The following is a 26,681-nucleotide window of genomic DNA, read 5'->3' as shown; positions in this document are numbered from 1 at the left end:
ATAATCGCGTTGACTACGCTTTTCTGCGCTGTTTTCTGATCTATTCATAATAAGTCGATTTCATGTCAACTTATTTCAGGACGGGACATTCCCAATAAAAAAGCCAAATCATTTGATTTGGCTTTTTTTGTTAAAATCTATTATCTCCATCGAGTAAATTCCCTAATCCGCCCAGTAAACTTCCTTCTTCACGGCCACTACCTCCGGCTTTTGGAGCTGAAGCGATAATCCTGTCTGCTAACCTGTTGAATGGCAATGATTGAATATAAACAATACCGGGTCCTCGAAGTGTGGCATAAAATAAGCCTTCACCGCCGAATACAGAGTTTTTAATCCCGCCTATAAATTCAATATCATAATCGACATCTTTGGTAAAACCAACAATACAGCCGGTATCTACTTTCAAAACTTCTCCTGCCTGTAATTCCTTACGTGCCAAAGTTCCTCCAGAATGTACAAAAGCCATTCCGTCTCCTTCTATTTTTTGCATGATAAAACCTTCACCGCCAAATAGTCCGCGACCTAATTTTTTAGAAAATTCAATTCCAACAGAAACACCTTTAGCTGCGCATAAGAAAGAATCTTTTTGACAAATGAATTTTCCTTGGTATTGAGTTAAATCTATCGTAACGATTTTTCCTGGGTAAGGAGCAGCGAAAGAAACTTTACGTTTGCTATTGTCCTGATTCATGTAGGCCGTCATAAATAGGCTCTCACCGGTTAAAATTCTTTTTCCGGCACTAAGTATTTTTCCGAAAACGCTGGTTTGCTGATTAGAACCATCTCCAAAAATAGTTTCCATTTGGATTCCGTTTTCCATCATCATAAAGCTACCAGCTTCGGCAACAACAACTTCCTGTGGATCTAATTCTATTTCGACATATTGCATTTCTTCTCCATAAACATGGTAATCGATTTCGTGTGCTTGCATGATTTATTGTTTTTTGATTTACGAGAATTAGACACAAAACGAAATGCAATGTTACAGCATGGAATAAAAAAAATGCTTTCCAATTTTGAAAAGCATTCTCTAAAATAATAACCAAAAGCAACTATTTTTTAATAATTTTTGATGTTCCTCTTAAGCCATCAACAGTTTGTACGGTCAATAAATAAACACCGGAAGGTAATTCCGATAAATCAATTTGTGATTGCATTGAAGATTTTACCATAGTTCCTATCAAAGAATAGATAGTTGTTTTTTCAACTTGGCTGCCAGCCTGAATGTTCACTATTCCATTTGTAGGGTTTGGATAGGCAGTAAATTCTTCCAAAGTGCTGAAGTCAGGTGTTTCCAAAGCAGCATCGTATTCAAATGCACCCATGTCAACCGTTGTATTTACAATTCTGTTATTGCCGTTCAGATCCAACGTTATTCCAGAAGGAATGTAGGTGTTATTTCCCGAATTGATGGCTGGAGAACCTGTTTGTAAGGTATAATCAGGATTTAAAAGCGGATTAGAGTTTATGCCTCCTTGCATTCCTCCGGTTACAATAGTATTGTTAATCACAGAACCTGTTGTTGTGATGGCAAATGCTGCTCCTGATCCATTACCATAAATAACCGAATTTCTAATTTTTGTGTTGGAAGCATTGGTCATGGAAATCACATTGCCTGCATTACCTGTATTGTTTGAAAATGTGGAATTAATGACTGCAACATCAATTCCGGCTGCTGTTCCTCCGGAAGCATTGCTGGCGCTCAAATTTAAACAGGAAGCCCCTGAAACGGAAGTATTGCCATAAAATAAGCAATTGTTTAGTAACCCGTTGGCATACAGACTATACCCCGATGCACCGCCATACAGCATTTGCGCATTTCCGTTTGAGTAATTATTTCTGACAATACAGTTGTCAAAATTAACCGTAACACCCTGATTGTTTATGCCACCTGCAAAATAGGGAGAAAAAACAGCTACGTCAGTTCCTGTATTTTTTTCGAAAATACAATTTTTAAAACTTCCGGATAAAATATGACCCACCGCATAAGTATTTGCATAAACTGCGCCACCTCTTGTGTGGTAGTATTGAGAAGCAGCCGGTCCCCCAGTCTGAGTTGCGCCATTAGCGTTTCCGCCGGAAATTGTAAAACCATCAATAGTTATGCCTGTAACACTCCCTTTTAAAGTCACTACGTGATAATGATTATCCTGCCTTGTAGCTTCATTTGTCTGAATAACAGAGGTATCATTATTAAGCATGTCTCCACTCAAAACTGTAATGTTATTTTTTGGATTTCTTTCAGACAGCAGCATTTCATTTCCTGTGAAACCGCCAAACAACTGTGCATCCTGAGGAATAGTAAATGTTGATGCCCTGAAACTACCTGGAGTATAAACCCCTGAAGCCACCCAAATCGATTTACTGGGAGTAAAATTTGTTAAGGCAGTCTGTAAATCAGTATACGCATCGGTCCATGAAGTTCCGTTATTTAATCCAGTTGCATTTTTGTTCACAAAAATTAGATTGGCATTCCATAAACCTTCAGCATACAATGCATTTATCTCGGCAGCATTCAATGAACGCTCATATACTCTGACCTGATCTATTCCGTCATTGTATTGAGACATAGCAGGATTACTACTTTTACTAATTAAAAAAGGTTGTGTCGGATTGATTGTTTTTCTTATTAATCCGGCATTTACAGATACTGTTCGGTTTACAGTGGTTGAAGTTGACCCTGACAAAATAGTATCTATGAATAGCTGGTAATTGTAAACCAATTCATAGGTAACTGCTGTGACGGATGAAGAAGTAATATTTGAAGTATAATTTACCTGACAAACGATATGATGCCAATTTCCATCCGAAACAATGGTTGGTGAAGTAATTTCCTGATAAGCGCTGCTTATAGAATAACCACCTGATTGATGTTCGTATTGACCATGAAATAAAATTTTTCCATCCTTTAGGTATACATCCCAGCCCACAGGTTCTACTGTTGATTTATACTGGTCTAAAATACAGCGGCTGGAACTGTCGTTAGTCTCGGTTTTAATCCAGAAACTTATTGCAATAGCATTTGGAGCCATGCCCACAGTACCACCTGAAGATAGAAAATCACCATTTAGCGAAAGCGCATTATTAGTTCCACCAAGTCTGTCAGTTATTGTTGATGAAGCAGTACCGGTTTGAGTCAGATTTACGGAACCTGACTGCAAAGTTGAAGCAATATCACTAGTTAAAGAACCATTTGTAAATTTATAATCCTTGGTGAGGTAATTCGTTGGAATCTGGGCACTTGTACTTAAAAAAGACAGGAATGTTGTCAGGAATAGTAATTGTAGTTTCATAGTGTTCGATTTAATATTTACACCAAATTTCAATCGAACATCAGGGTTTATTTTATGTTTCTTTCCGAAAAGGTTCTTTTTTTTTCTAAACGGACCATTTTAGTTTAAAATAATTCCTGAACCAGTTGCATAAATTCGTCCTTTTTTTCTTTTGCAATAGGAATCGTTTTATTGTTTTCCATGATAAGATGAAAACCATCCTTTTTTGAAAGTTCTTTTATATATTTTAAATTAACAAGATAGGAGCGGTGCGGTTTATAAAATATTGGTTTATCATCAAGCTGTTCAACAAAATGTTTCAAAGGTTTGCAGATTAATTGAGAGTCGTTATTTTTCATGTACACTTTGGTATACATTCCATCGGCTTCAAACAAAAGAATATCATCATGAGAAACAAAAAGGATTCCTTTCGGTACTTCTAAAACCATTTTGTTGAGAGATAACTGTTGGAAAACCTTTTTTAAATCATCCAATTTATTGGTTATGCTGTTCTTCTCAATCACTTTTTTGGCTTTGCTGACAGCACTTTTCAACTCGGAAGTGTCAATAGGTTTCAAGAGATAATCAACAGCTGAAAGTTTAAAAGCCTGAATGGCATATTCGTTGTAAGCCGTGATGAAAATAATCTGGAAATTAATTTCATGCGGTTCAAAAAATTCTGTAATCTGTAATCCGGAATGATTAGGCATTTCAATGTCCAGAAAAACAATATCCGGTTTGTGTTCTTTGATTAATGCAACTCCGGACTCTAAATCAGGAGCTTCGAAATGCGATGTAATTTCAGTACATTGTTCAGTAATTAATGTACTGATTAGCTTTCGGGCTTTATTCTCATCGTCAATAATAATTGCTTTCATTGCGTTCTATTTATTACAAAAATCCAGTTTAAAATTTTAGGACAGTGATTTTCTTTCTGAAACCGACTTTTTTCTTTCTAAAAGATAAATTAAAGAGGGATTACAATGCTCACTCGTGTACCGATTGGATTGTCATCATCATATAAATCTTCCACCTCTACACTCGTCTTTTTGGGACGTGTTTTATTAATTAATTCGACCCTTTTCTGATTAGCGTTGGTTGCAAAGGATTTGTGAAGATGCGCTCTTTTATTATTTAATGCTTCCGCTGCTTTTCGTCCGATGCCGTTATCGGTAATAATGCAGGTTATACTATCTTTATTCTCATTCAATAGAAATGAAACGTCTAGTTTTCTGTTGTTTTTTTTATGGAGAAGCCCGTGTTTTAAAGCGTTTTCAATATAAGGCTGAATGAATAAGGAAGGAATCTTCGTGGTAAAAAAATCTATCTGTTTATCAACAACAATCGAATATTCCAAGGCATCTTCAAAACGATCCTTTTCCAATTCGAGATATAAACGTAAGGCTTTCAATTCTTCTTCCAATTGTACTTCACTTTCACGACTGTGTTCAAGATATATTCTGATCAATCTGGAAAATTTAACCAGAAAAGCACTGGCAGTTTCTTTTTCGTTTGTTACGATATACTCCTGAATAGAATTTAAAGCATTAAAAATAAAATGAGGATTCATTTGAGAGCGAAGATTTTCCAGTTGGGAGAATAATAACTCTTTATCCGTTTCTGCTTTTTCGAGCTCGATTCGCTTTTCTTTTTCAAATCGGCGGAGACGGGATTTAAAATAAAGCCATACCAGTAAAACCAAGCTAAGAGAGAGAGCAACATAGAACCACCATTTCTGCCAGAAAGGAGTTCCTACAACGATATTCATTGAAATTGGAGCAGAAGTTATTCCGCTTTGATTGATTGCTTCCACCTGAAAAATAAAATTCCCTGGAGGCAAGCTTGAATAAAGTACAAAATCAGTGCCTTTTTCCAATGGCAGCCATTTATTATTTAATCCGATAAGACGGTATTGGTATCGAATACTTTCTGAGGTTTGAAACCCATTGCTGTTGAAACTGATTTTGATGGCATTTTTATCGAAAGTCAATTGATAACCCGATTGTAATAAAGTATCTTTTTCCTGTATTTGAACACCTGTGAAATAAATTTTTGGAGTAAGGGGTGACTTGAAACTCTTTACTTTTTCAATGATAAAAATCCCTTTATTGGATGATAAATAAACATGGTTTCCAAGTATTTCAATATCGGAAATAGAATAACTTTCCAAACCATCGTTTTTGGTAATATTTTTGAAAGCACCTGTTTTGGTATTCAATACCTGAATGCCTTGTTCAGTAGTTATCCAAAGCTGATTCTTATCGCTTTTTAGTTTTCCCGTCTGATTGGAAAGCAGTCCGTTTGCAGTTGTAAAACTAAAGGCTACTTTTTTATTTCGGATGCCTAAAATTCCATCTTTAAAAGTAGAAATCCAAAGAGTCCCATCATTTGTTTCTTCTATATCAATAGCAAAAACAGGCTGGTTTTTATAACGAATGACTGTCGGTTTGTTTTTACTGTCGAATGCAATTAAATCATCAACAAAACCAACATAATTTGTATTACTTTCTGCGTTGTAAAAGCAGGTGTAGGCCCTTTTCATCCGAATATCATGTACAGGAAAAAGAATTTCTTTAGTAGAAAAAACAGGCTTTCCGAATTGAATTTTATCAGATGACACACTAGCTTTTCCAAAAGGATTCTGCATAATACTTACCCTGTCATAACAAGCATTTAGTAACGAATTATTTTGGGTTATCGCCATTTTTTTGGAAGCAGTAAAATAAGGGTTTTTACGGATCGTATTATTTTTTAAATTCCATAAGTAAGATTGGGATTCCTGACTTATGAAAAGAGTTTTGAAAGGGTGGTTATAAATAATTTGTGAAACTTTTGTGTCAGAGAGAAGTGAAAAAAGTGTCGTTTGAAAAGTATTGGAATCAAACAAACCTATTTTGCCGTTTGGTGTTCCAAAGACAAGACGGCTTTGATCTACAGTCGCCATGGTCGTTACATGGCTGATATTTCCAGGTAATTGCAGCTTTTTAATGTAAATATTTGGCATTACAAAAACGCCGTTTCGTAGTGTACTAAACCAAAAATTATCGTTTTTATCCTTTATGATCTTTGTAATGTATTCGTTGGGCAAATACGTATTTTTATATTCGATTTCCGTGTCATTCCAAGAACAGACGATAATACCTTGATTGGTGCAAAACCACATTAAACCATCTTTTTCTTCAACTCTTACTATCGTTTTATCTAGTAATTGAGTTGGTACTTTTATAGTTTTAAAAGCGTTTGAATTAGTTGATTTCAGAAAAAAATGCTGCTGATTGTCAAATAATGAAGAAAAGAAAAAGGTAGATCCTAAATTGCAAAAAGCATTGTTCTTTGGTTCAATTTCACCTTTGTTAAAAGTAAAAACGACACCAATTTTATTTCTTTCGAAAGTTTTAATCTGATTTGTAAGTGTAAAATATAAATGGTTATTATACTGAAATGGACTTCCGTAATAAGGAGATTTCGAAGTTTGATCCTTTATTATAATTTGCTTTTTAGTGTCAATGTCAATCTTAAAGATTCCTTTTTCAGAGAAAGCAATAAGGTGTTGTCTTTGAACGATAAATTCCGGAAGTTGTCCTTTTAACTCCTCTTTTAAATCTGTAAAAAGAGTTAATTTACCTTTTTCAGCATAAAAAAACTGCCCTGAAATAGTATTACACCAAATTCTGCCTTTTTCATCTTCAAATAACCCAAATACAGACAAGCCTCTTTTTTCAGGATGGGTATAATTGACAAAAAACTTTCCATCGTAACGATACAAACCTTTATCTGCAGCAAGCCATATAAAACCGTTATTGTCTTCCAGTAAATCGTAAAACTCAATATCGGGAAGTCCGTCTTTTTCCGTTAGTTGAATGGTAACTGGCTGCTGAGCAAATGCTAAATTTGCAGCCAGAAAAAATAGGATATATAGTAGTTTTGCTCTCAAAAATCTATTTAAAAAATAAAAATAAACTTTTGGCGCTATATTTAATCGTTTTTCTTTTTAAAAGTCAGATTTTTATTTCTGAATATTCTTAAAACAGCAATTTTACGTTAACCGTGGATGGTTTCTTGGGTTCCGTATTTAGTGATAATTGAATTTTCATATTCAATCCACTCTTTCCAGCGCTTATTAACTTCGGTTTCGTTGCCGTGCTTTCTGGCCAGTCCTAAAAAAGTAGTGTAATGTCCTGCTTCACTAATCATAAGGTCTCTGTAAAATGTTGCTAATTCTTCGTCCTTGATGTTTTCTGAAAGCACTTTAAAACGTTCACAGCTTCTGGCTTCAATCATGGCAGAAAATAATAATCTGTCTACCAAAGCTTGTAATCGGCTTCCGTCTTTTTTCAAAAATTTGAATAATTCGTTCACATAATTATCCTTACGTTCACGGCCCAACTGATATCCCTTTCGTTTAATTAAATCATGAACCATCTGTAAATGCTCCAGTTCTTCCCGGGCAATGATTAGCAATTCAGTTACCAATTCTTCCATTTCAGAATTGTGCGTAACCATTGTTATAGCATTTGTAGCCGCTTTTTGCTCACACCAAAGATGATCTGTCAAAATCTCTTCGATGTTTGTCTCAACGATATTGACCCATTTTGGATCGGTTTTCAGTTTTAATCCTAACATTTTAAAAAAAATAAGTATGCAAAATTACATTTTTTAGTTTGATTTTAGCTTTTCATAAAATAATTAATAATTGTATTTTGCAGAAAAATAAATGGCTTGAAAAAAAATACGCTTTTAATTATCGGATTGGTTTGGCCGGAACCGGAATCTTCGGCGGCAGGAGCTAGAATGCTGCAATTGATTGAATTATTCCAAAAACAGGGTTATTATATCGTTTTTGCTTCAGCAGCACAGGAAAGCGATTTTTCTTCCGATTTGGAACAGTTAGGAGTTACTTGTCAGAGAATCGAATTGAATTCAGGAAGCTTTGATTTGGTTGTAAAAGAATTAAATCCGGAAATTGTATTGTTTGACCGATACATTACAGAAGAGCAATTTGGCTGGAGAGTTTATGAAAATTGCCCTAATTCCTTACGAATTTTAGACACCGAAGATTTGCACTGTTTGCGATTGGCAAGACAGAATGCCGTGAAGGGAAATATTGATTTTCAGCTTTCAGATTTGCTTTTGGAGCCCACTGCCAAAAGAGAAATAGCGAGTATTTTACGCTGTGATCTGTCTTTGATTATTTCAGAATTTGAAATAACCGTTTTAACTGCCATTTTTAAAATAGAAGCCAGTTTATTACATTATTTACCCTTGTTTTATGATCGCATAGAAGAAAATGAACTTCCTGGATTTGAAGAAAGAGAAGGCTTTGTTTTTATTGGTAACTTTCTCCATGAGCCTAATTGGGATGCCGTAAAGCAATTGAAAACAAAAATCTGGCCTATAATAAAGAAATACCTTCCGGAAGCTTCCATGCATATTTATGGAGCATATCCTCCCCAAAAAGCGTTGGAACAGCATAGTCTCAAAGAAAAATTTCTGGTTCATGGAAGAGCTCAAAAGTCAGAAGAAGTCATTCGGAACGCCAAAGTTTTACTCGCACCGCTGCGGTTTGGAGCTGGTTTAAAAGGCAAATTATTAGAAGCTATGCAATTTGGTACACCAAGTGTTACTACTACGATTGGTTCGGAAGGAATCAGAGAGGCAGCAGACTGGAATGGCTTTGTAACAGACGATTTTGAAGAATTTGCGATGAAATCTGTTTTGTTGTACCAAGATGAGATACTTTGGAATCAATCCAGAAAAAAAGGCTTCACTACACTTAAAAATCGATTTGACGCCCATTTATTTTCAGATGTGCTGAATTATAAAATATCCTTTGTTTTATCAGATCTTGAAGCACACAGAAAACAAAATTTTATAGGAACCTTGCTATGGCATCACTCTGTTTTGAGTACAAAATACATGTCAAGATGGATTGAAGAAAAGAATAAATGATGTGATTTTTTCCAAAAAAATAGAGTAATGACATTTTTATAACAGAAATTTTGCTAATTTTATTAGCAACTCGTAATAACGCAGCGAAAAAGGTTTCTTAATAAATTTATTGATGTTTAAAAAATACTTTTTTCTACTATTAACCGCGGTTAGTTTCCAAGTATCAGCACAGGTATATGATTTTCAGTGTATAAATCAAGATGATGGTCTGCCATCATCAAGTATCAATGCTGTTTTTCAGGATAGCCGTAATTATCTTTGGATTGGAACAGAAGGCGGCGGACTAGTTAAATATGACGGAATCGACTATGAAGTATTCGACAGGAATAAGGGATTATCAGGCGAGTTTATTACAGATATCACCGAAGATGCGAACACAAACATTATAATAGGTACCCGTTATGGCGGTATTCATGTTTATGACGGCCAATTTTTCAGTAGAAGATTCAGTCGGAATACCAAAGCACTAACAGACGATTTAGTCTATAAGGTATTGAAAACAGATGAAGGGATCGTCGTAGTGGCTAAAAATGAGGTCATCAAGATAGATTCGAAATACCAAAGCACTATTATAGTCCGTTTTGGGGAAAACCAGGATCCTGTAAATTCAATCATTGAATTAGGGCCTAAGAAATATCTTTTAGGCACATCCAATGGACTTTTGCTGATTGACCAATCTAAATTATCTTCTTTTTATGCCGATAAGATTTCGGGTAAGACAACGGTTTGTAAAGATCATGAGAACAAGATATATATAGGTACTGACAAGGGGCAGATGTTTACTCTTGAAGAGAACAAATTGTCAGGGCCAAGCTTTATTGTAAGCCGCTTGGGAAAACCGTATGCTATTAAGAATATTTTTTTGGGCAGAAGTGGCAATATCTGGTTCAGCAGTTATGATGACCAAGGGATATGCATGAACGCCAGATCGTATTTTTCGTATTTTGACAAAAGCAATGGTTTTGCTGGAGAAAACGTAAATGGTTTTTACCAGGATAGCAACAGGAATTTATATGTCACTACTGATGGCACTGGCTTATTTAAATCTGGAGCACAGCAGTTTATCGCTTATTCGAATGTAGAATACCTGAACAGGTCGGATATTTTTTCGGTTCTGATGCACAAAAACAATATCTATGTGTCTTCCAGGCAGAAAGAAGTTGTCCAATTGTCTTTTGATCATGAGAATCCTATTCGGCTTATTCAAAAATTTCCGATAAAGAGGGCTGCTGCAAGCATTGTAAACAAGGACGGAAAAGTGGTTTTTGGTTCTGATAAAGGATTGACGGTTATTAATGGAAATTCCTTGACCAATATAAACCTGCAGGCTTTGATAAGCAATAGGGAATTTAATATCAAAAGTTTATATCAGGATTCGCAGGGAAGATATTTTATTGGAACTTTTGGAAATGGGCTGTTCATTGTAGATAAGAATTTCAAATTCATTCAAGGGTTTAATAAAGATGACCTGCCTTTCTTTAGCAATTATATTTCAGTTATTCTTCCCATTGCACCTAATAAATGGTATTTGGGAACCAATATGGGTTTGTTCCTGTTGAAAGAAGAGAAAAATAAATTCTTTTTATCTAAAAAAATCATTGGTACCAATATTGAATTAGGCACACAGGACAGCTTCGGGAATTATTGGTTTGCTGGTGACAGAAGGCTGAATGTAATTGTAAATCATAAGACCAGAAGGAATTATACTGAAAAATCAGGACTTTTGTCGACTCTTTTTTACACTCTTATTGCTAATGAAGAAGGAGACTTGCTCATTGGGTCAAATTTAGGTGTGGCTAAGGCAAAAGTAACTGCCGAAGGAAAAATACTGAATATCATCAATTATAATTCAAAAAATGGTTTTAGTGGTTTGGAAACCAATATGAGAGCCCAGTTTAAAGATGATGAAGGCAATATCTATTTTGCGACAATAAAAGGAATCTACCAATCGATACCACATTATAGGATTGAAGAGAAAGTAGTGCCTAAAATTCAAATCATCAGCATCAATTTATTTAATGAATCGAATTCTTGGAATAAAGAAGGCTCCAACCACTGGATTAACCTACCTCCGGAAAACTATGTCTTTAAAAATAACGAAAATCACCTGGTATTCAATTATTTGACTATCAATAATAAAATTACCAAGAATGCTTTGTATTCGTATAAATTAGAAGGTATCGAAAATGCAACTTGGTCCAGACCAACCGCTCAAAGAGAAATTAATTATTCAAATCTGAGTTTCGGAAAATATACCTTCAAGGTTCGAGTAGTAAACAATCTGGGTATTCCGATAAGTAATGAAGCAGAATATTCGTTCAGCATTGAAAAACCGTTTTACCTCTATTGGTGGTTTATCCTGACTGCTCTTGGGATAATTGCCACTATTCTAACTATCATTTTTAATAAAATTTCGAAGTACAATAAAGACTTTGTTAAGAATTATTCTGAAAATGAATCTACTAACGAGCAATTCGGATTGTATTTTTTATTCCTGGGTATTACGATTCCGCTTATCGATTTTATTATTGAGATAACCAATGTGAGGGAGACAGATACTTTAAAATTTAACCTCATTACCGGATTAGTGTTGATTTTGGTTTATTTGTTAAGTAAGAAATATAAATTCGTAAATAATAACTTGAAATTCTTTTTTTCTCTCTTCCTCTTTGTTTATACCATTGAGACCGTAAGAAAAATGGTTTCCTATCAGGAAAGTATCGCTTCATATTTCGATTTCTTAATTATTTTTTTCCTTGCGTACAGTATTTTCAAATCGATAAGAGCGTATTGGTTCTTTGTATTTATGACTTTTGGGTTGGTTATAATACTTTACACAACCAATGGGATTTCGAGGGAAATTATGGTGGCATATTTGTATTGTATTTTTATAATTGCCATACTAAATCACATCCGATACATTGTAAATTTAAATGCAACGGACAAATTCCTTTTCGCTGACAATATCATAAACAAAGGCACTTCTCTGGTGTTAGCTGTGAATAAGAAAGGAGAAATTATTTATTGCAGCGAAACCATTGATCAGATTTTAGGCTATACACAAGAAGAAGTTAAAGGCTACAATTATTGGAATTTAACCGAAGATTCTGAATTCAGCCCTAAAAAATATGATATTAACCAAGGTCTCTACATCCGAAAATTAAAATGCAAAAACGGAAGTTTTAAATTCATTCAATGGAAAGATTCAAGGTATTCGGATGATTTATTTGTAGGGATTGGCCAGGATGTAACCGAACAGATTGAAGTTCAGAATCAATATAAAAAATTGATAGAATCGGCCTCTGATATGATCTATGAAGCTGATTTGAAAGGGAAATTTACTTACATAAACAACTTTACGGTTAAGTTACTGGGTTATTCAAAAGCAGAAACCATCGGCAAGCATTTTACGGCCTATATTAAAAAGGAGTACATTGATGAAGTCATCGATTTTTACCGAAATGTGCCATTAGATGCGGAAGACATTCCTTATATAGAATTTCCGATTAGTAAAAAAGACGGACAGGAATTATGGGTTTCTCAAAAAGTGACGCTCTCCAGAAATACAGATGGAAAAGTCATTGGATATGCAGCAATTGCAAGGGATATAACAATTCTTAAAAACATCGAAATCGAACATAATCTGCGTCAGGCAAAAAACGAAGCCTACAATAAAACCATTAATCAGTTGGTTACAAAGCGGTATACACATGCTGATTCTTTCGATAAAATTGTAAACCAGATTCTGAAATCAGCAGCGGAAGGCTCTAATATAAACCGGATCAGTTTCTGGAATTATTCAGAAGATAAAATTCATTGTGTAAGTATGTATAAGCTTGATGATGGGGAATTTACAAACAATATTACCATATATAAATCGGAAAGGCCTATTTACTTTGAAGGATTGGAAAATGACAGGATAATCATTGCTTCCAATGTGTATGAGAATTATTACACTCAGGAATTTACCAGCGATTATTTCCCGAAAAACGATATAAAATCAATGCTTGACGTGCCCATTATTGTTAATGGTGAAATGGTCTCTATTTTGTGTTTTGAAACCATCAGGAACGTGAAAAACTGGGATAATGATGATATTAATTTTGCCCGCTCTGTTTCAGATGTAATTTCTTTAACAATCGAATCACAAAAACGATTGGAAACGGAAAGGCATTTGGCTTTCAAAACTGAAATTTTATCAGCAATTGCAACATCAACAAAAAAATTGCTGAAGAGTAATAACATACAGGAATTATTTTCGGACGTATTCTCTATTATCGGGAAAGCGACAAAAATTGACAGGATCTATTATTTTGAGAATAATCCTGTTACCAAAACACTGAGCCAGAAAAACGAATGGGTAAATGATCATATAACACCACAAATAGACAATCAGGAACTTCAAAACATGACATATGAAGCTTGTGATGTTTTCTTGGAACAATTATTGGAAAATAAGTTTTTTAAAGCACAGATAGATGATATCAAGAATCCGATAATCAAAAAGAGATGGGTTGATCAGGATATCCTGTCAATTCTTATTTTCCCCATATTTGTCAAAAATCAATTTTACGGTTCTATAGGTTTTGATGATTGTACCGAAGGAAGAAATTGGACGGAAGACGAAGTTGGTGTATTGAAGATTTTAGCAAACAACATTGCATCAGCCATAGAAAGACTTGAGAACGAAACCCTGCTTCAGGAAAGTGAGCAACGATTTAAATTACTGGCAAATAATATTCCGGGAACTGTTTTCCTTTCGGAATATGATGATAAATGGACAAAAGTATACCTGAATGATGAGATAGAAAAATTAACAGGATACAAGAAAAGCGAGTTTTTAGATAAAAAAGTTTCTCTGATAGACTTAGTACATCCATTAGACAAGGATAATTTAATCAATTATACGAATGCGGCTATCAATAAAAAGGAGGCGTATCACGTCGTTTACAGGTTGCTGAGAAAAGATGACGTATACATTTGGGTGGAAGAGTTTGGTGACGCCATCATAAAAGAAGGAAAAGTGGCTTATATCGAGGGTATTTTAGTCGATATTACGCAGAAGAAAGCAATTGACTCAGAAATTAAAGCGCGTGAATTAGCGGAGGCATCCAGTAAAGCTAAATCAGAATTTTTAGCCAATATGAGTCATGAAATCCGAACTCCTTTGAACGCCATTATCGGATTTTCAAACCTGCTGAAAGAAACAAAATTAGAAGAAAATCAGGCAGAATACATCTCTACAGTCAATCAATCTGCGAGTATCTTACTTGAAGTTGTTAACGATATTTTAGATTTCTCAAAAATTGAAACAGGAAAATTCGATCTGGATTATCAAAAAACAAATCTATACGAATTAGCCAATCAGGTAGTAGATATCATCCGCTTTGATTCAGAACAGAGACATCTTTCATTAAATCTTTTTATTGATGAAAATGTACCGAAGTATGTTTCAATTGACGCTTTAAGAATCAAACAGATTTTACTGAATTTATTATCGAATGCCGTAAAATTCACCAATAAAGGAAAAGTAGAATTGCATATCGAACTGGAATCCCAAACCAATACCCGAGCAAAACTCAAAATTGCTGTTATCGATACCGGAATTGGAATTAAAAAAGAGAATCAAAAGAAGATATTCGAGCCTTTCTCGCAAGAAGACAACTCTACCACCAGAAAATACGGAGGAACAGGATTAGGTCTTGCCATCTCGAGCAATATTCTGAAGCTTATGAAGAGCAGGCTGGAGTTGAATAGTGATATTAGAAAAGGAAGTACTTTTTATTTTACTCTGGATCTGGTTTATTTTAAAGTTGATGAAGTTCTTTCAGCCGTAGATGTTAATCAGATTGATGTTGATTTTGTAGATTTGAGTCTGTATTGCAAAGAGAATGAATTGCTTCTTAAGGCTAAAAAGATATTAGTGATTGAAGATAACAAAATCAATATGTTACTGGCCAAAACGCTAATCAAAAAAATACTTCCAAACGCCGTTGTTTACGAAGCAAAAGACGGAAAAGTAGGAGTAGAGCAATGCAAAATGACCAACCCGGATATTATTCTGCTGGATATTCAAATGCCTATTCTTAATGGCTATGAAACGGCACAGGAAATCAGGAAGTTTAATCCTACTATCCCAATAATTGCTTTAACTGCAGGAACTATAAAAGGAGAAAGGGAAAAATGTATCGAATCAGGAATGAATGATTATATTTCTAAACCTATTATAAAAGACCTGTTTGAGAACGTGCTATTAAAATGGTTGCAATAAAAACTAAAAATTATATTTGTATAACAGCTAAATAATTAAAATTATGAGATTGGATGGAAAACGAGAAAGCGATAACGTAGAAGACAGAAGAGGAATGTCTGCCGGAGGCAAAGTAGTAGCCGGTGGAGGTGTATTGGGAATTATTATCCTGATATTGAATCTTTTTGGAGGCGAAAACGCGCAAATGCTGACTCCTGTTCTGGAGCAGATGAATCAGCAGCAGTCTACTCAGCAAACAGAGCAAAGAGAACTTTCAGAAGAAGAAGCCCTGATTGGTAAATTTGTCAGACAAAATTTTGCCCTTATGGAAGATACATGGTCCAACATTTTTGAAGAAAATAATATGGAGTATCGTCAGCCAAAAATAGTATTGTTCACAGATGCAGTAGAGACTTCGTGCGGAAGTGCAACAGCTGCCTCAGGACCGTTTTATTGCCCTGGTGACGAAAAAGTATACATGGATATGGCATTTTTCGAAGAACTTCGTACCCGTTTTGGCGCTCAGGGAGGCGATTTTGCCATTGCTTACGTAATGGCACATGAGTTTGGCCACCATTTGCAAACCGTGTTGGGAACTTCCGGCAAAGTACGTCAGCTGCAACAAAAAATGAGCGAGACAGAAGGGAATAAATTGTCGGTTGCCTTAGAGCTTCAGGCTGATTTTTATGCCGGTGTCTGGGCGAATCACAACAAAGATGTTCTGGATGATGGTGATATTGACGAAGCTTTAAGTGCTGCTCAGGCCGTTGGTGATGATGCGATTCAGAGTAAAATGCAAGGGCACGTTTCTCCTGAAACCTTTACCCACGGAACTTCGGAACAGCGTAAACATTGGTTCATGAAAGGCTATAAAACCGGTGATATCCGTCAGGGTGACACTTTTGCAGCATTGGATAATTAAGAGCCAATCCCGCTATCCGCTTCAAGAAAACCTGATAAAAATTGCATTTTATACTAAAAAAGGAGCTTCCATTCGGGCGCTCTTTTTTTAGTATAAAATGCTTCAAATTTTTATCAGGTTTTGCTTTTCGCTTCTATCGGGGCTAAATCCCTGCAATACATCACTTTATTTTATCCCAGCCAGCCCTCTCTATCCAGACTTCTATATTGAATAGCTTCTGAAATATGATTGGAATTCACTTTTTCGGCACCTTCCAAATCCGCTATAGTTCTTGAAACTCTCAAAATCCTATCGTATGCTCTGGCAGAGAGGTTCAATCGTTCCATGGCAGTCTTTAACAATTGAAGCGAATACTCATCCAAGGCACAATACTCCCGAATTTGTTTGGTGCTCATTTGGGCATTATAATGTATGTTTTCAAAACTTTCAAACCGCTGTGATTGTAACTCTCGGGCTTGAGTTACCCGCTTTCTGATTTCAATACTGCTTTCCCCGTTTCGCGTATCGGCTAATTTCTCAAAAGGAACCGGAGTGACTTCAATGTGAATATCAATTCTGTCCAATAAAGGTCCTGAAATCTTACTTAGATAACGCTGCATTTCCGCTGGAGAGGAACTCACAGGAGCGTCAGGATCGTTAAAATAACCACCTGGGCTTGGGTTCATGCTTGCAACGAGCATAAAAGAAGAGGGATAGGTAATTGTAAATTTCGCTCTTGAGATCGTAACTTCTCTGTCTTCTAATGGCTGACGCATTACTTCTAAGACTTCTCTTTTAAATTCCGGCAATTCATCCAAAAATAAAACACCATTGTGTGCTAAAGAAATTTCTCCGGGCTGAGGATAACTTCCGCCGCCTACTAATGCTGCTGATGAAGCATTATGGTGCGGGCTACGGAAGGGCCGCTGGTTCATTAATCCGACGTCTTTTACTTTTCCAGCCACACTGTGGATTTTTGTAGTTTCTAATGCCTCTTTTAGAGTCATTGGCGGTAATATACTTGGCAATCGTTTGGCCAGCATTGTTTTTCCCGAACCGGGCGGACCAATCAGAATTACATTATGCCCGCCGGCTGCAGCAATTTCCATACAGCGTTTTATGGATTCTTGTCCGCGGACTTCTGCAAAATCAAATTCAGGGTAATCAAGGGTTTTGTAAAATTCATCCCGGGTATTGATTAGAGTAGGTTCCAGCGTTCCATTTCCTTCAAAAAAACGAATGACTTCGAGTACATTTTCCACACCATAAACATCTAATCCGGCAACTATGGCAGCTTCTTTTACATTTCCTTTCGGAAGAAAAAAACCTGTATAACCTTCTTCCTTGGCTTTTATGGCAATAGGCAATGCGCCTTTTATAGGATGCAGTCCGCCGTCCAGCGAAAGCTCTCCCATAATAATGTATTTTCCAATTTCTTCAGATTTTATTTGTCCTGTTGCTGCGAGAATTCCTATAGCAATGGTCAGGTCATAGGCGGAACCTTCTTTTCTCAAATCGGCAGGAGCCATATTGATGGTTATCTTTTTCCCGGGGAGTTGATAACCGTTGTTTTTTAAGGCGGCAGCAATCCGATAGCTGCTTTCTTTGATGGCATTATCGGGTAATCCTACCAGATGGTAGCCTATTCCCTTATCAATATTTACCTCGACGGTAATGGTTGTGGCGTCCACGCCAAAAACGGCGCTTCCAAATACTTTAACTAACATGGCGTATAAATTTTAATCAAAAATAGGATTTTACTTACGCAAAACAAAAAAAACTGCAATAATAAAATTACAGGTTTGATTTATAGGTAAAAACAGGATGCCTCTTAATTTTCGTCTTCGATAAAGTTTTCTTTCAGGTTTTTATTCCAAATACTTCCTTTGACTATTTTTCCTTCTTTTTTGGAAAGATAATAGAGAATAATTCCAATAGACAACAAAGTAATTACTGTGAAAATCGAGTTTTCAACCCCAACAAGACCGCCGGTAAATAATTGCGGGCCACTAAATTTCGATTGAATAATACTTCCCATATCACTTAAACCAGTAAGATTTGAACCATAAAAAGGCTGGGCAAAATTCCATCCCAAATGAAAGAAAAAAGGCAGCCATATTCTTTTCGTATAAATAAATAACATCGCCATTGTGAAACCCCAGACTAAATCTGTAAACAAGCTAAATAGATTTGCATTGGGATTAAACATATGCCAGGTTTCGAGTAGCATTCCAACGACAATTGCCAGGTTTGTTCCTAACCAATTTTCACAAACCCTTATTATTAGCCCTCTTGTAAACAAATCTTCAATTAGTGCGGCAACTATTAAAAGACAAAATAATCGTAACGAATAGTGTTCGGTTGTTATATCAAGAACCTCATAATATCCTAAAATATATAAAAGGAAAATAGTGAATGTGATAGCTAAAAAGCCTAGAATAAAGCCTCCAAACATTTCATTATGCAAGTATTTTAAGGATAGTTCGGTTATTTTTCTTTTATCATAAAAACGAAATAAATAGTAATACCCAAACAATAAAACTAAAACAGAAACGCAATGAATCATTGGGTCGGCAATACTTTTATCTGGAAACAGATAGTAAAAAAAGGGTTTTGATACAAAATTTTGAATAGCTACAAATAGCGAAAAACAAAGACCTATCCCTATCAGGATTTTTGTAATAGGAAAATAAAGGATTTTTTTGATTGATGGATTCATGATGATTTTGATTGATTTGATTGATTTGATTGATTTGATTGATTGGTTAATAAGTGTTTAAAAAACGAATTTGTTACATTTTCAATTGATTTCGATTAAAAAACTACACTTATGTAAAACAAAAAACCTGTAATTTATATTACAGGTTTAGTTTAGAAGTAAAAAATATATTCTTCTTTAGTCTTTGCAGGTTGCAATTATTTATCGTCGTTGGTATATTCCAAAATGTCACCTGGCTGGCAATCCAAGACTTTACAAATTGAATTTAATGTACTAAAGCGAATGGCTTTTGCTTTACCTGTTTTTAGTATGGAGAGGTTGGATAATGTTAAGTCGACTTTTTCTGAAAGTTCGTTTAATGACATTTTCCGTTTGGCCATCATCACATCAAGATTTACAATAATTGCCATAGTTATACTGTTAATTCGTTTTCTTGCTGAATTTCGATCCCTTTTCTAAAAATATGAGCAATTACAAAAAGTGTGATGCTCATGAATATCCATACATCTGCTCCTCCAATATGTAAATCTTGGATATCAGGCATTATCACTCCTTGTTTTACAAACCATTTGACATGTTTGACTCCCCAAGCAGAGAATAGACCAATACCAAAAGTCAAATAGCATATGTTAAAAATGAGCTTGCCAACTTCTTTGCTAAAAGGCTGGGACATATCTAGTTTTTTATCGTATAAAATTTTTACGATTAAGTAAAATATAATGGCTTTCATTACCGCGGCTATGCTCATTAGGAATGTAAATACGGTAAAATATCCACGGTCGTATTTGTAAAGGCTTGATAAATCGGCTCCTTCCCAAAAATTGTGAGCGCTAATCGGATTAATGAATAGTGTAAAAAGCGTATTGAATATAATGCCACCGGCCTCAACGCATACACCGAGAAACAGTATCCATGAAAGAACATGTAATATTTTAAGAATTCTGGTAGAACTGATTTTGATTTCCATAGTGTTTAGTTTTTTTAAATTGACAGTACAAACATATTAAATATTTGTTGATAAACAATAAATATTAACCTTTTTTCAAAAAAAAATATTCTGATTAAAGCTAAAAGTGTAATTTTTTCAGCTGTAGCAAAGGATGCAAGAATTTGTCTATCCTATTGTTTTATTTATGTAAAACCCTTATCAAAGATCAAAGTAGGTTCTGTCCTAAATGAAGGAAGCGAGTTTACTATCTGTCTTGATAATAAACTCGCTCCTTTATGCTTTATGCTGTAGTTTTATTTTTTGAATTTCGAAACTCCGCTTTTTAACCAAGTTTTGTACTCGTCTGCATCAGGAGTGTAGCCAATTGGTTCGTTCAATCGATTTTCTTTATTGTCTAAAATAATGTAATAAGGCTGAGCATTGGCTTTATAATGTGTAATTTGAAAATCACTCCATTTATTTCCGATAGTTCTGATTTCTTTTCCAGTTTCTTTGGAAACGTATTGTTCATTCGCAGGCAATTCTCTTTTGTCATCAACATACAATGAAATTAAAACCAAATCATTTTTTAAAATAGAAAGATTTTCTGGTTTTGACCAAACATAATCTTCCATTTTACGGCAGTTCACACAAGCAAACCCAGTAAAATCCAAAAGAATAGGTTTATTTACCGATTTGGCATAAGCCAAGCCTTTTTGATAATCTTCAAAAGCAATGATGTCGTGAGCACCTAAATGCGCCCCATCCGGTAAAACTTGTGCTGCAGCATTGCCTCCGCCCGAATTTCCAAGTCCATAATGGCTTTCGCTATAGGTCATTGGCGGCGGAAAACCTGAAATTAATTTTAAAGGTGCTCCCCAAAGCCCCGGAATCATATATATTGTGAATGATAATACCAATAATCCTAATGAAAGTCTTCCAACAGAAATGTGCGATAAAGGACTATCGTGAGGTAAGCTGATTTTTCCAAATAAGTAAAAGGCCAGCGCTCCAAATACAGCTATCCAAATAGCTAAAAACACTTCTCTTTCCAATAAATGCAATTGTAATACCAAATCAGCATTGGATAAAAATTTAAAAGCTAAAGCTAATTCGAGAAAACCTAAAACGACTTTCACTGTATTAAGCCATCCTCCTGATTTTGGTAATGAGTTCAACCAACCTGGAAACATGGCAAATAACATAAATGGTAAGGCTAAAGCCAAAGAAAAACCTAACATTCCGATAATTGGTGCTATTCCTCCTTTTGATGCAGCTTCTACCAGTAACGTTCCTACAATTGGCCCTGTACATGAAAATGAAACTATTGCCAAAGCTAAAGCCATAAATAAAATTCCGATAATTCCACCTCTGTCAGCCTGTCGATCTACTTTATTCGCCCAGGAATTCGGAAGCATAATTTCGAAAGCTCCCAAAAACGAGGAAGCAAAAACAACTAGTAATATAAAAAAGATAATATTAAACCAAACATTGGTCGAAAGTGCATTCAATGCATCGGCTCCAAATAAGGCAGTTACCAGCGATCCTAATAAAACATAAATCAGAATAATTGAAATCCCATAAAATACAGCGTTTTTAATTCCTTGCGACTTAGTCTTACTTTGTTTGGTAAAAAAACTAACAGTCATTGGAACCATAGGAAAAACACATGGAGTAAGTAGGGCTGCAAATCCTGAGAAAAAAGCCAAAATAAAGATAGTCAGTAATCCTTTTTTCTCTTCTTTTTTCTCAATCGGTTTACCAGATTCTGAAACAGGGCTTTGGATTTCTTTTACTGATGATGTAGTATCTACAGCTGTAACTTCAGTAGCGGCAGTATCTGTTTTTACGACAGTGCTTGCGGCATCAGTTGCTTTTACAGTCATTACCGGCAACGGGATATTAAATGTTTTGTCTTGCTGAATACAAGATTGTTTACAAACCTGATATTCTATATAAACTTGTGCTGATTTTGCATTAGGATTTGTCACTTTAATAACCTGACGAAACTGTGCTTTGTTCTCAAACAGGTATTCGTCTACTTCAAAAACATCGCTGTATACTTTCTTGTACGGACTCTCAGTGGTTTTGCCTGCCAATTCGAAGTTGCCTTTGGCGTTTTTAAATTTGAAAACCAAAGGTAAAGATCCTCCATCCGGTGTAAATTGCGAAAACATATGCCATTCAGGTTCAATCACGGCGTCAAAAATCAAAACTACTTCGGTGTCTGATTTCTTTTCAACGGATGTTTTCCATTTTACAGGATCTAAAATTTGAGATTGAGCACTTATAAAAGTGAAAAAGAGTAGGATTAGGGCATTAATTTTTTTCATTACTGTAGTTCTAGTTGTATAATATTGGTTGTTGTTTTTGTTGCTATAAATCGTTGGTCCGAACGTTTCCCGATAACCCAGACAATCTGGTCGTCTGAACACAAAAGCCATGTATTTTCTTTATCAATTAACGACATTTTTTCGTCTTTAAAATACTTGCTCAGTTTCTTTTTTCCGTTCATTCCCGAAGGATAAAAATAATCGCCTTCCTGCCATTTTCTGATGACTAAAGGAAATTGTATTGCATCTTCGTCAACAAATATAATTGTATTTTTAGAAGTAGAAATGTCATCTGCTTTACAAATTATAAGATTTAAGGGAATTTTAACGTCACTTTCTATAGAATTTATAAAATAAACAGGCGTTGCAACTTCTTTTATTTCTTCAAGAATTAAAAAATTTCGGTCTTTCAGCAAGCGGTAATTTTTGGAAAATATTTGCTTCCCGGATTGAGCATCTGTCAATTCATAAATATCTTCCCAGGCAGAAAAACCATATTCTTTCAGCCATTGGTACAAATAAGAATGGTAATTAGGAAGCTGTTTTAGCTTTTTTAAATCAAAATTAATAACATCATCACTTTCTTTGGCTACCTGCTGGTAAACCATGATCGCAGCATCTTCAACCATGACCTGAGCCTCTTGCAAGTAGTTCAGTGTCTTTTGAAAAGAAGCAGGAAAATTAGGATTTAACTCTTTCAATACAGGAACAATATCATGACGGATTTTATTCCGAAGGTATTTATCCGAAGCATTGCTTGAGTCCTCACACCATGTAATGTTATTTTCCTCCGCGTACGCTTCAATTTCAGTCCTTGAAAAAATTAATAACGGGCGTATAACCTGCCTATTTTGTTCCGGAATACCTGTCAATCCATCCATTCCTGTTCCCCGAATCAGGTTGATTAGAAAAGTTTCTATATTATCGTCCGCGTGATGTGCCGTCAGGAGATAATCGAATTTTTCATTTTCCAAAAGCTCATAAAACCAGTTGTAACGCAATTCCCTGGCAGCAACCTGTGTTGATAATTTATAATCTTCTGCAAAACCTTTGGTATCAAACAAGGTAGTAAATACCGGGATTGTATGGGTGTCTGCATAGTCCTGAACAAATTTCTGGTCCCCGAAACTCTCCAGTCCGCGAAGCTGGAAATTGCAATGGGCCAATGCAATCTGATACTTCAATTTTTGAAATAAATCTGCCATCACCATACTGTCAACACCTCCGCTTGTAGCCAAAAGGAGTTTTTTTCCGTTTAAAAAAGGAAATGTTGCATTGAGATGATTTTGCAGTTTTTGTAACATGATTCAAAAAGAGTATCGAAATATATAATCAGCAACGAATTTACAGTTTTTTCTATTCATACAAATAAAACCCCTTTCTTTTCCATCTATAAAGCAATAGTCAAATCCTATAACGTGGTCAACCACGTCTGGAACATCAAATACCACGTCCTATAACGTGGTCAACCACGTCTGGAACGTCAAATACCACGTCCTATAGCGTGGTCAACCACGTCTGGAACATCAAATACCACGTCCTATAACGTGGTCAACCACGTCTGGAACGTCAAATACCACGTCCTATAACATGGTCAACCACGTCTGGAACGTCAAATACCACGTCCCATAACGTGGTCAACCACGTCTGGAATGTCAAATACCACGTCCTATAACGTGGTCAATGGAGTAGGAAACGCCAATCATGGCATTATCCAGGCTTTTTATCTTGAAGGAAAAGGATTATTTCTTGCAGCTCAGGACTTCTCGCATTGCTTTGGCTTTCAATAGGCATTCTTCGTATTCATTTTCGGGAATAGATCCGGATGTAATGGCACTTCCCACGGAAAATGATAAATACTCTTCTTCTGAATTGTATAAAATACTTCGGATAACCACATTAAAATCAAAATCGCCGGCAGGAGTGAAGTAACCCACCGCACCACTGTATAAACCTCGTTTGGTTTCTTCTAATTCCTCAATGATTTTCATTGCTGAAATTTTAGGTGCTCCCGTCATGCTTCCCATTGGGAAAGTGGTTTGGATGATTTCTATGGGTGAAATAGTATGCGAAACTTCGGAAATTACAGTAGAAACCATCTGATGCACTTGTTTGAAAGTATAAATGCTGCACAATTCTTCTACCTGAACAGACCCTTTTTCGGCGGTATGTGATAAATCATTGCGAACCAAATCGACAATCATGATATTTTCCGAACGTTCTTTAGGGTTTTCCAAAAGTGCTTCTTTTGCCTTTTCATCCAAATGATTGTCTGAAAACCGCTTGGCTGTTCCTTTAATTGGCTGAGTGATTATCTTTGTTCCTTCTTTGCGTAAATACCGTTCCGGCGATGCGGAAAGCAGGTAATTTGTGTTGTTTTTTAAATAAACGGCAAATGGGGTTTCAGAAATTGCATTGAGTTTCTGGTAAATATCCAAGGCATTGATTTCAGCATTTTCAGCAAAAAACTCCATACAGAAATTAGCCTCATAGATATCACCACGATGGATGTGAGCAAGCATTTCGGTTACTTTTTTAAGGTATTTTTCTTTTGAAATACGCTGTTGAATGCTTATGGGTACTTCATTTTTTTCTTTGTTCTTCTGATAACTGCCTGGATCACTTTGTATTATGGCTGTAAAATCGTCTTCCAGTTCATCATCACACATATTCAAATAGCAAATTTCCAATTGGTTTCCTTTCAGCAGAAATAATTTTTTCGGCTGGAAGAAAAATAAATCAGGAAAATGCAATCCATCTGAATTCTCAGATTTTAAATCTTCAGTATCATTTTTTAAATCATAAGATAAATAACCAAAAAGCCAATCTCTGGATTGTGACTGGTATTGTTTTAGATCTTCAAAAGCGTTTTGATAGTCCGTCTTTATTGAGGTAAGAGCATCAACAGCCAATACGGCATCATAGCTTCCATAGTGTTGCGGATATTGATTACTGTCTAAAAAAACGATTTCGCGAAACGGTTGTGACCAAGCTAAAAGCTGATTTTTAAATCGAATCGGATCGGTTATATGTTTAAAAATTGATGTTCTCAAAGCGGATTTTAGATAAAAAACAAAATTACAATAATATTATTCCTTCGAGCTATAATTTTTGGCACAGTTTTTAGTATAGATAAAAAGTACTCTTTAACATAAAAAATCTTCTTAATTATTGATTAAAAAACTACTTGGCCCACACTATTCTAAAATTGTAATATCAACCCCTATTAATAATTAAAAATTGTAATTTTTTATGAAAACTATCCCAAAAGTCGGCTTGGCCTTATTACTTGTAGGTGCAGCTGTTTCCTGCAAAGAGCAGGCAAAAACTGAAGAATCAGCTTCCGATGAAAGCAGTCCCGCAATGGAAGAAGCTGTAGAATCAAAATCAGGAGCAAATGCTAAGATTATTTCTTCATCTGCTGCTGTCGAACCTAAAAATTCCAACAGGAAATTTGTCCGGACTGCCGACATTAAATTCAGAGTTGATGATGTGCCGGAATCTACGTATGCAATTGAAAATACTACAACTAAATTTGGTGGATTTGTTACTTATACCAATTTGCAAAGTACTATTTCCGAGAAAGAGGAGACCAAAGTAAGTCAGGACAGTACACTCGAAACTACACGATATACTGTTGAAAATAATATTACGATTCGAGTACCTAATACCAAACTGGATACAGTAATAAAAACAATTGCAAAACAAATAGATTTCTTAGATTACCGAGTGATTAAGGCTGATGATGTTTCCTTGCAGATGCTGGCCAACCAAATGGCGCAAAATCGTAGTGACCATTCGGAAAAACGCCTCGAAAATGCAATTGATACAAAAGGGAAAAAGTTGAATTCCATTGTAGACGCTGAAAACAATTTGGATGCCAAAAAGGAGCAACGCGATGCCAGTAAACTGGAAAATATGTCGTTGCAAGATCAGGTAAATTTTAGTACACTGACATTGCAATTGTATCAGCGTGAAGGAATTAAACAGGAAATGGTTGCCAATGAGAAAAGCATCAATGCGTATCGCCCCAATATTGGCTTACAGATTATTGATAGTTTAAAAACCGGATGGTTTATGCTTGAAGCCATTATTGCTTTTGTAGTACAGCTTTGGGGATTACTTCTGATAGGATTTCTGGCTTGGTTTGGTTATAAAAAATTCTTGAAGAAAAACACATAAAGAGAATAAAAAACCCCGCTAATTAGACTGAACCCAAAAAGTTAGACAAATTTATAATTAATTTTGATAATAGTGAGCTCGATATTTTATCGGGCTCATTTTGTTTAAATTTGATTTGATTCTTTCATCATTATAATACTTAATGTA

The 26,681-nt window shown here is 35.4% G+C and carries 17 protein-coding genes; 4 read left to right on the top strand and 13 right to left on the bottom strand.

The annotated features are described in order from the left end of the window. Positions 1-130: 130 nt before the first annotated feature. The 5 genes from ACRDEC_RS15570 to ACRDEC_RS15550 all read right to left on the bottom strand — a co-directional run bounded on the left by ACRDEC_RS15570 (position 131) and on the right by ACRDEC_RS15550 (position 7,895). Positions 131-931 carry a TIGR00266 family protein gene (locus ACRDEC_RS15570; RefSeq protein ID WP_431499289.1) on the bottom strand — a complete coding sequence of 267 codons (801 nt, stop codon included), beginning with the start codon at positions 929-931 and terminating at the stop codon, positions 131-133. A 121-nt stretch (positions 932-1,052) separates the two neighbouring features. Next, the gene (locus tag ACRDEC_RS15565; RefSeq protein WP_431499288.1) at positions 1,053-3,293 is read right to left on the bottom strand and encodes a T9SS type A sorting domain-containing protein; all 2,241 of its coding nucleotides are present in this window, start codon (positions 3,291-3,293) and stop codon (positions 1,053-1,055) included. Positions 3,294-3,397: 104 nt separating this feature from the next. Then, positions 3,398-4,150 carry a LytR/AlgR family response regulator transcription factor gene (locus tag ACRDEC_RS15560; RefSeq protein WP_431499287.1) on the bottom strand — a complete coding sequence of 251 codons (753 nt, stop codon included), beginning with the start codon at positions 4,148-4,150 and terminating at the stop codon, positions 3,398-3,400. Between the two features lie 89 nt (positions 4,151-4,239). Further along, a complete protein-coding gene (locus ACRDEC_RS15555; RefSeq protein WP_431499286.1) occupies positions 4,240-7,206 on the bottom strand; it encodes a sensor histidine kinase in 2,967 nt (988 codons plus the stop codon). Positions 7,207-7,313: 107 nt separating this feature from the next. Then, a complete protein-coding gene (locus ACRDEC_RS15550) occupies positions 7,314-7,895 on the bottom strand; it encodes a tRNA-(ms[2]io[6]A)-hydroxylase (protein ID WP_431499285.1) in 582 nt (193 codons plus the stop codon). 96 nt (positions 7,896-7,991) lie between these two features. Here ACRDEC_RS15550 and ACRDEC_RS15545 point away from each other — a divergent pair, with 96 nt between their 5' ends. The 3 genes from ACRDEC_RS15545 (at position 7,992) to ypfJ (ending at position 16,393) form a co-directional block, all read left to right on the top strand. Beyond that, on the top strand, positions 7,992-9,221 hold the full coding sequence (locus tag ACRDEC_RS15545; protein ID WP_431499284.1) for a glycosyltransferase family 4 protein: 1,230 nt from the start codon (positions 7,992-7,994) through the stop codon (positions 9,219-9,221). Between the two features lie 112 nt (positions 9,222-9,333). Beyond that, a complete protein-coding gene (locus ACRDEC_RS15540; protein ID WP_431499283.1) occupies positions 9,334-15,492 on the top strand; it encodes a PAS domain S-box protein in 6,159 nt (2,052 codons plus the stop codon). A 43-nt stretch (positions 15,493-15,535) separates the two neighbouring features. Further along, complete coding sequence (ypfJ, locus tag ACRDEC_RS15535; protein ID WP_431499282.1) at positions 15,536-16,393, top strand: KPN_02809 family neutral zinc metallopeptidase; 858 nt, start codon at positions 15,536-15,538, stop codon at positions 16,391-16,393. A gap of 170 nt (positions 16,394-16,563) precedes the next feature. Here ypfJ and ACRDEC_RS15530 read toward each other — a convergent pair whose 3' ends face one another. From ACRDEC_RS15530 to ACRDEC_RS15500, 7 genes are all read right to left on the bottom strand, one after another. Further along, a complete protein-coding gene (locus ACRDEC_RS15530) occupies positions 16,564-18,099 on the bottom strand; it encodes a YifB family Mg chelatase-like AAA ATPase (RefSeq protein ID WP_431499281.1) in 1,536 nt (511 codons plus the stop codon). A 104-nt stretch (positions 18,100-18,203) separates the two neighbouring features. Beyond that, complete coding sequence (locus ACRDEC_RS15525) at positions 18,204-19,091, bottom strand: CPBP family intramembrane glutamic endopeptidase (protein ID WP_431499280.1); 888 nt, start codon at positions 19,089-19,091, stop codon at positions 18,204-18,206. Between the two features lie 197 nt (positions 19,092-19,288). After that, a complete protein-coding gene (locus ACRDEC_RS15520; protein WP_431499279.1) occupies positions 19,289-19,501 on the bottom strand; it encodes a helix-turn-helix domain-containing protein in 213 nt (70 codons plus the stop codon). Between the two features lie 2 nt (positions 19,502-19,503). Then, positions 19,504-20,058, bottom strand: coding sequence for a DUF2975 domain-containing protein (locus tag ACRDEC_RS15515; protein WP_431499278.1), 555 nt, complete (start codon positions 20,056-20,058; stop codon positions 19,504-19,506). A 275-nt stretch (positions 20,059-20,333) separates the two neighbouring features. Next, positions 20,334-22,352, bottom strand: a complete 2,019-nt coding sequence (locus ACRDEC_RS15510; RefSeq protein WP_431499277.1) for a cytochrome c biogenesis protein CcdA — start codon at positions 22,350-22,352, stop codon at positions 20,334-20,336. Continuing rightward, positions 22,352-23,656, bottom strand: coding sequence for a tRNA lysidine(34) synthetase TilS (gene tilS, locus ACRDEC_RS15505; protein ID WP_431499276.1), 1,305 nt, complete (start codon positions 23,654-23,656; stop codon positions 22,352-22,354). The genes ACRDEC_RS15510 and tilS overlap by 1 nt, the downstream gene beginning before the upstream one ends. 438 nt (positions 23,657-24,094) lie before the next feature. Beyond that, entirely contained in the window at positions 24,095-25,405 is a 1,311-nt protein-coding gene (locus ACRDEC_RS15500; RefSeq protein WP_431499275.1) for an anthranilate synthase component I family protein, read from the bottom strand. A gap of 199 nt (positions 25,406-25,604) precedes the next feature. On the opposite strand from ACRDEC_RS15500, the gene ACRDEC_RS15495 reads away from it, so the two are divergent. Continuing rightward, positions 25,605-26,534 (top strand): DUF4349 domain-containing protein, encoded by a 930-nt coding sequence (locus ACRDEC_RS15495; RefSeq protein ID WP_431499274.1) that lies wholly within the window; start codon positions 25,605-25,607, stop codon positions 26,532-26,534. Positions 26,535-26,591: 57 nt separating this feature from the next. On the opposite strand, the gene ACRDEC_RS15490 is transcribed toward ACRDEC_RS15495, so the two are convergent. Beyond that, on the bottom strand, positions 26,592-26,678 hold the full coding sequence (locus ACRDEC_RS15490) for an IS3 family transposase (protein WP_431497060.1): 87 nt from the start codon (positions 26,676-26,678) through the stop codon (positions 26,592-26,594). Positions 26,679-26,681: the final 3 nt, after the last annotated feature.

The sequence above is a fragment of the Flavobacterium sp. genome (assembly GCF_050696275.1).
Classification (GTDB): Bacteria; Bacteroidota; Bacteroidia; order Flavobacteriales; family Flavobacteriaceae; genus Flavobacterium.
This window is presented reverse-complemented; position numbering and strand designations above follow the sequence as displayed.

Bases quoted from the DNA above. Each gene is read 5' to 3' on its own strand.
- ACRDEC_RS15570 (WP_431499289.1), bottom strand. From the start codon at position 931: ATGCAAGCACACGAAATCGATTACCATGTTTATGGAGAAGAAATGCAA.
- ACRDEC_RS15565 (WP_431499288.1), bottom strand. From the start codon at position 3,293: ATGAAACTACAATTACTATTCCTGACAACATTCCTGTCTTTTTTAAGT.
- ACRDEC_RS15560 (WP_431499287.1), bottom strand. From the start codon at position 4,150: ATGAAAGCAATTATTATTGACGATGAGAATAAAGCCCGAAAGCTAATC.
- ACRDEC_RS15550 (WP_431499285.1), bottom strand. From the start codon at position 7,895: ATGTTAGGATTAAAACTGAAAACCGATCCAAAATGGGTCAATATCGTT.
- ACRDEC_RS15540 (WP_431499283.1), top strand. From the start codon at position 9,334: ATGTTTAAAAAATACTTTTTTCTACTATTAACCGCGGTTAGTTTCCAA.
- ypfJ (WP_431499282.1), top strand. From the start codon at position 15,536: ATGAGATTGGATGGAAAACGAGAAAGCGATAACGTAGAAGACAGAAGA.
- ACRDEC_RS15530 (WP_431499281.1), bottom strand. From the start codon at position 18,099: ATGTTAGTTAAAGTATTTGGAAGCGCCGTTTTTGGCGTGGACGCCACA.
- ACRDEC_RS15525 (WP_431499280.1), bottom strand. From the start codon at position 19,091: ATGAATCCATCAATCAAAAAAATCCTTTATTTTCCTATTACAAAAATC.
- ACRDEC_RS15520 (WP_431499279.1), bottom strand. From the start codon at position 19,501: ATGGCAATTATTGTAAATCTTGATGTGATGATGGCCAAACGGAAAATG.
- ACRDEC_RS15515 (WP_431499278.1), bottom strand. From the start codon at position 20,058: ATGGAAATCAAAATCAGTTCTACCAGAATTCTTAAAATATTACATGTT.
- ACRDEC_RS15510 (WP_431499277.1), bottom strand. From the start codon at position 22,352: ATGAAAAAAATTAATGCCCTAATCCTACTCTTTTTCACTTTTATAAGT.
- tilS (WP_431499276.1), bottom strand. From the start codon at position 23,656: ATGTTACAAAAACTGCAAAATCATCTCAATGCAACATTTCCTTTTTTA.
- ACRDEC_RS15495 (WP_431499274.1), top strand. From the start codon at position 25,605: ATGAAAACTATCCCAAAAGTCGGCTTGGCCTTATTACTTGTAGGTGCA.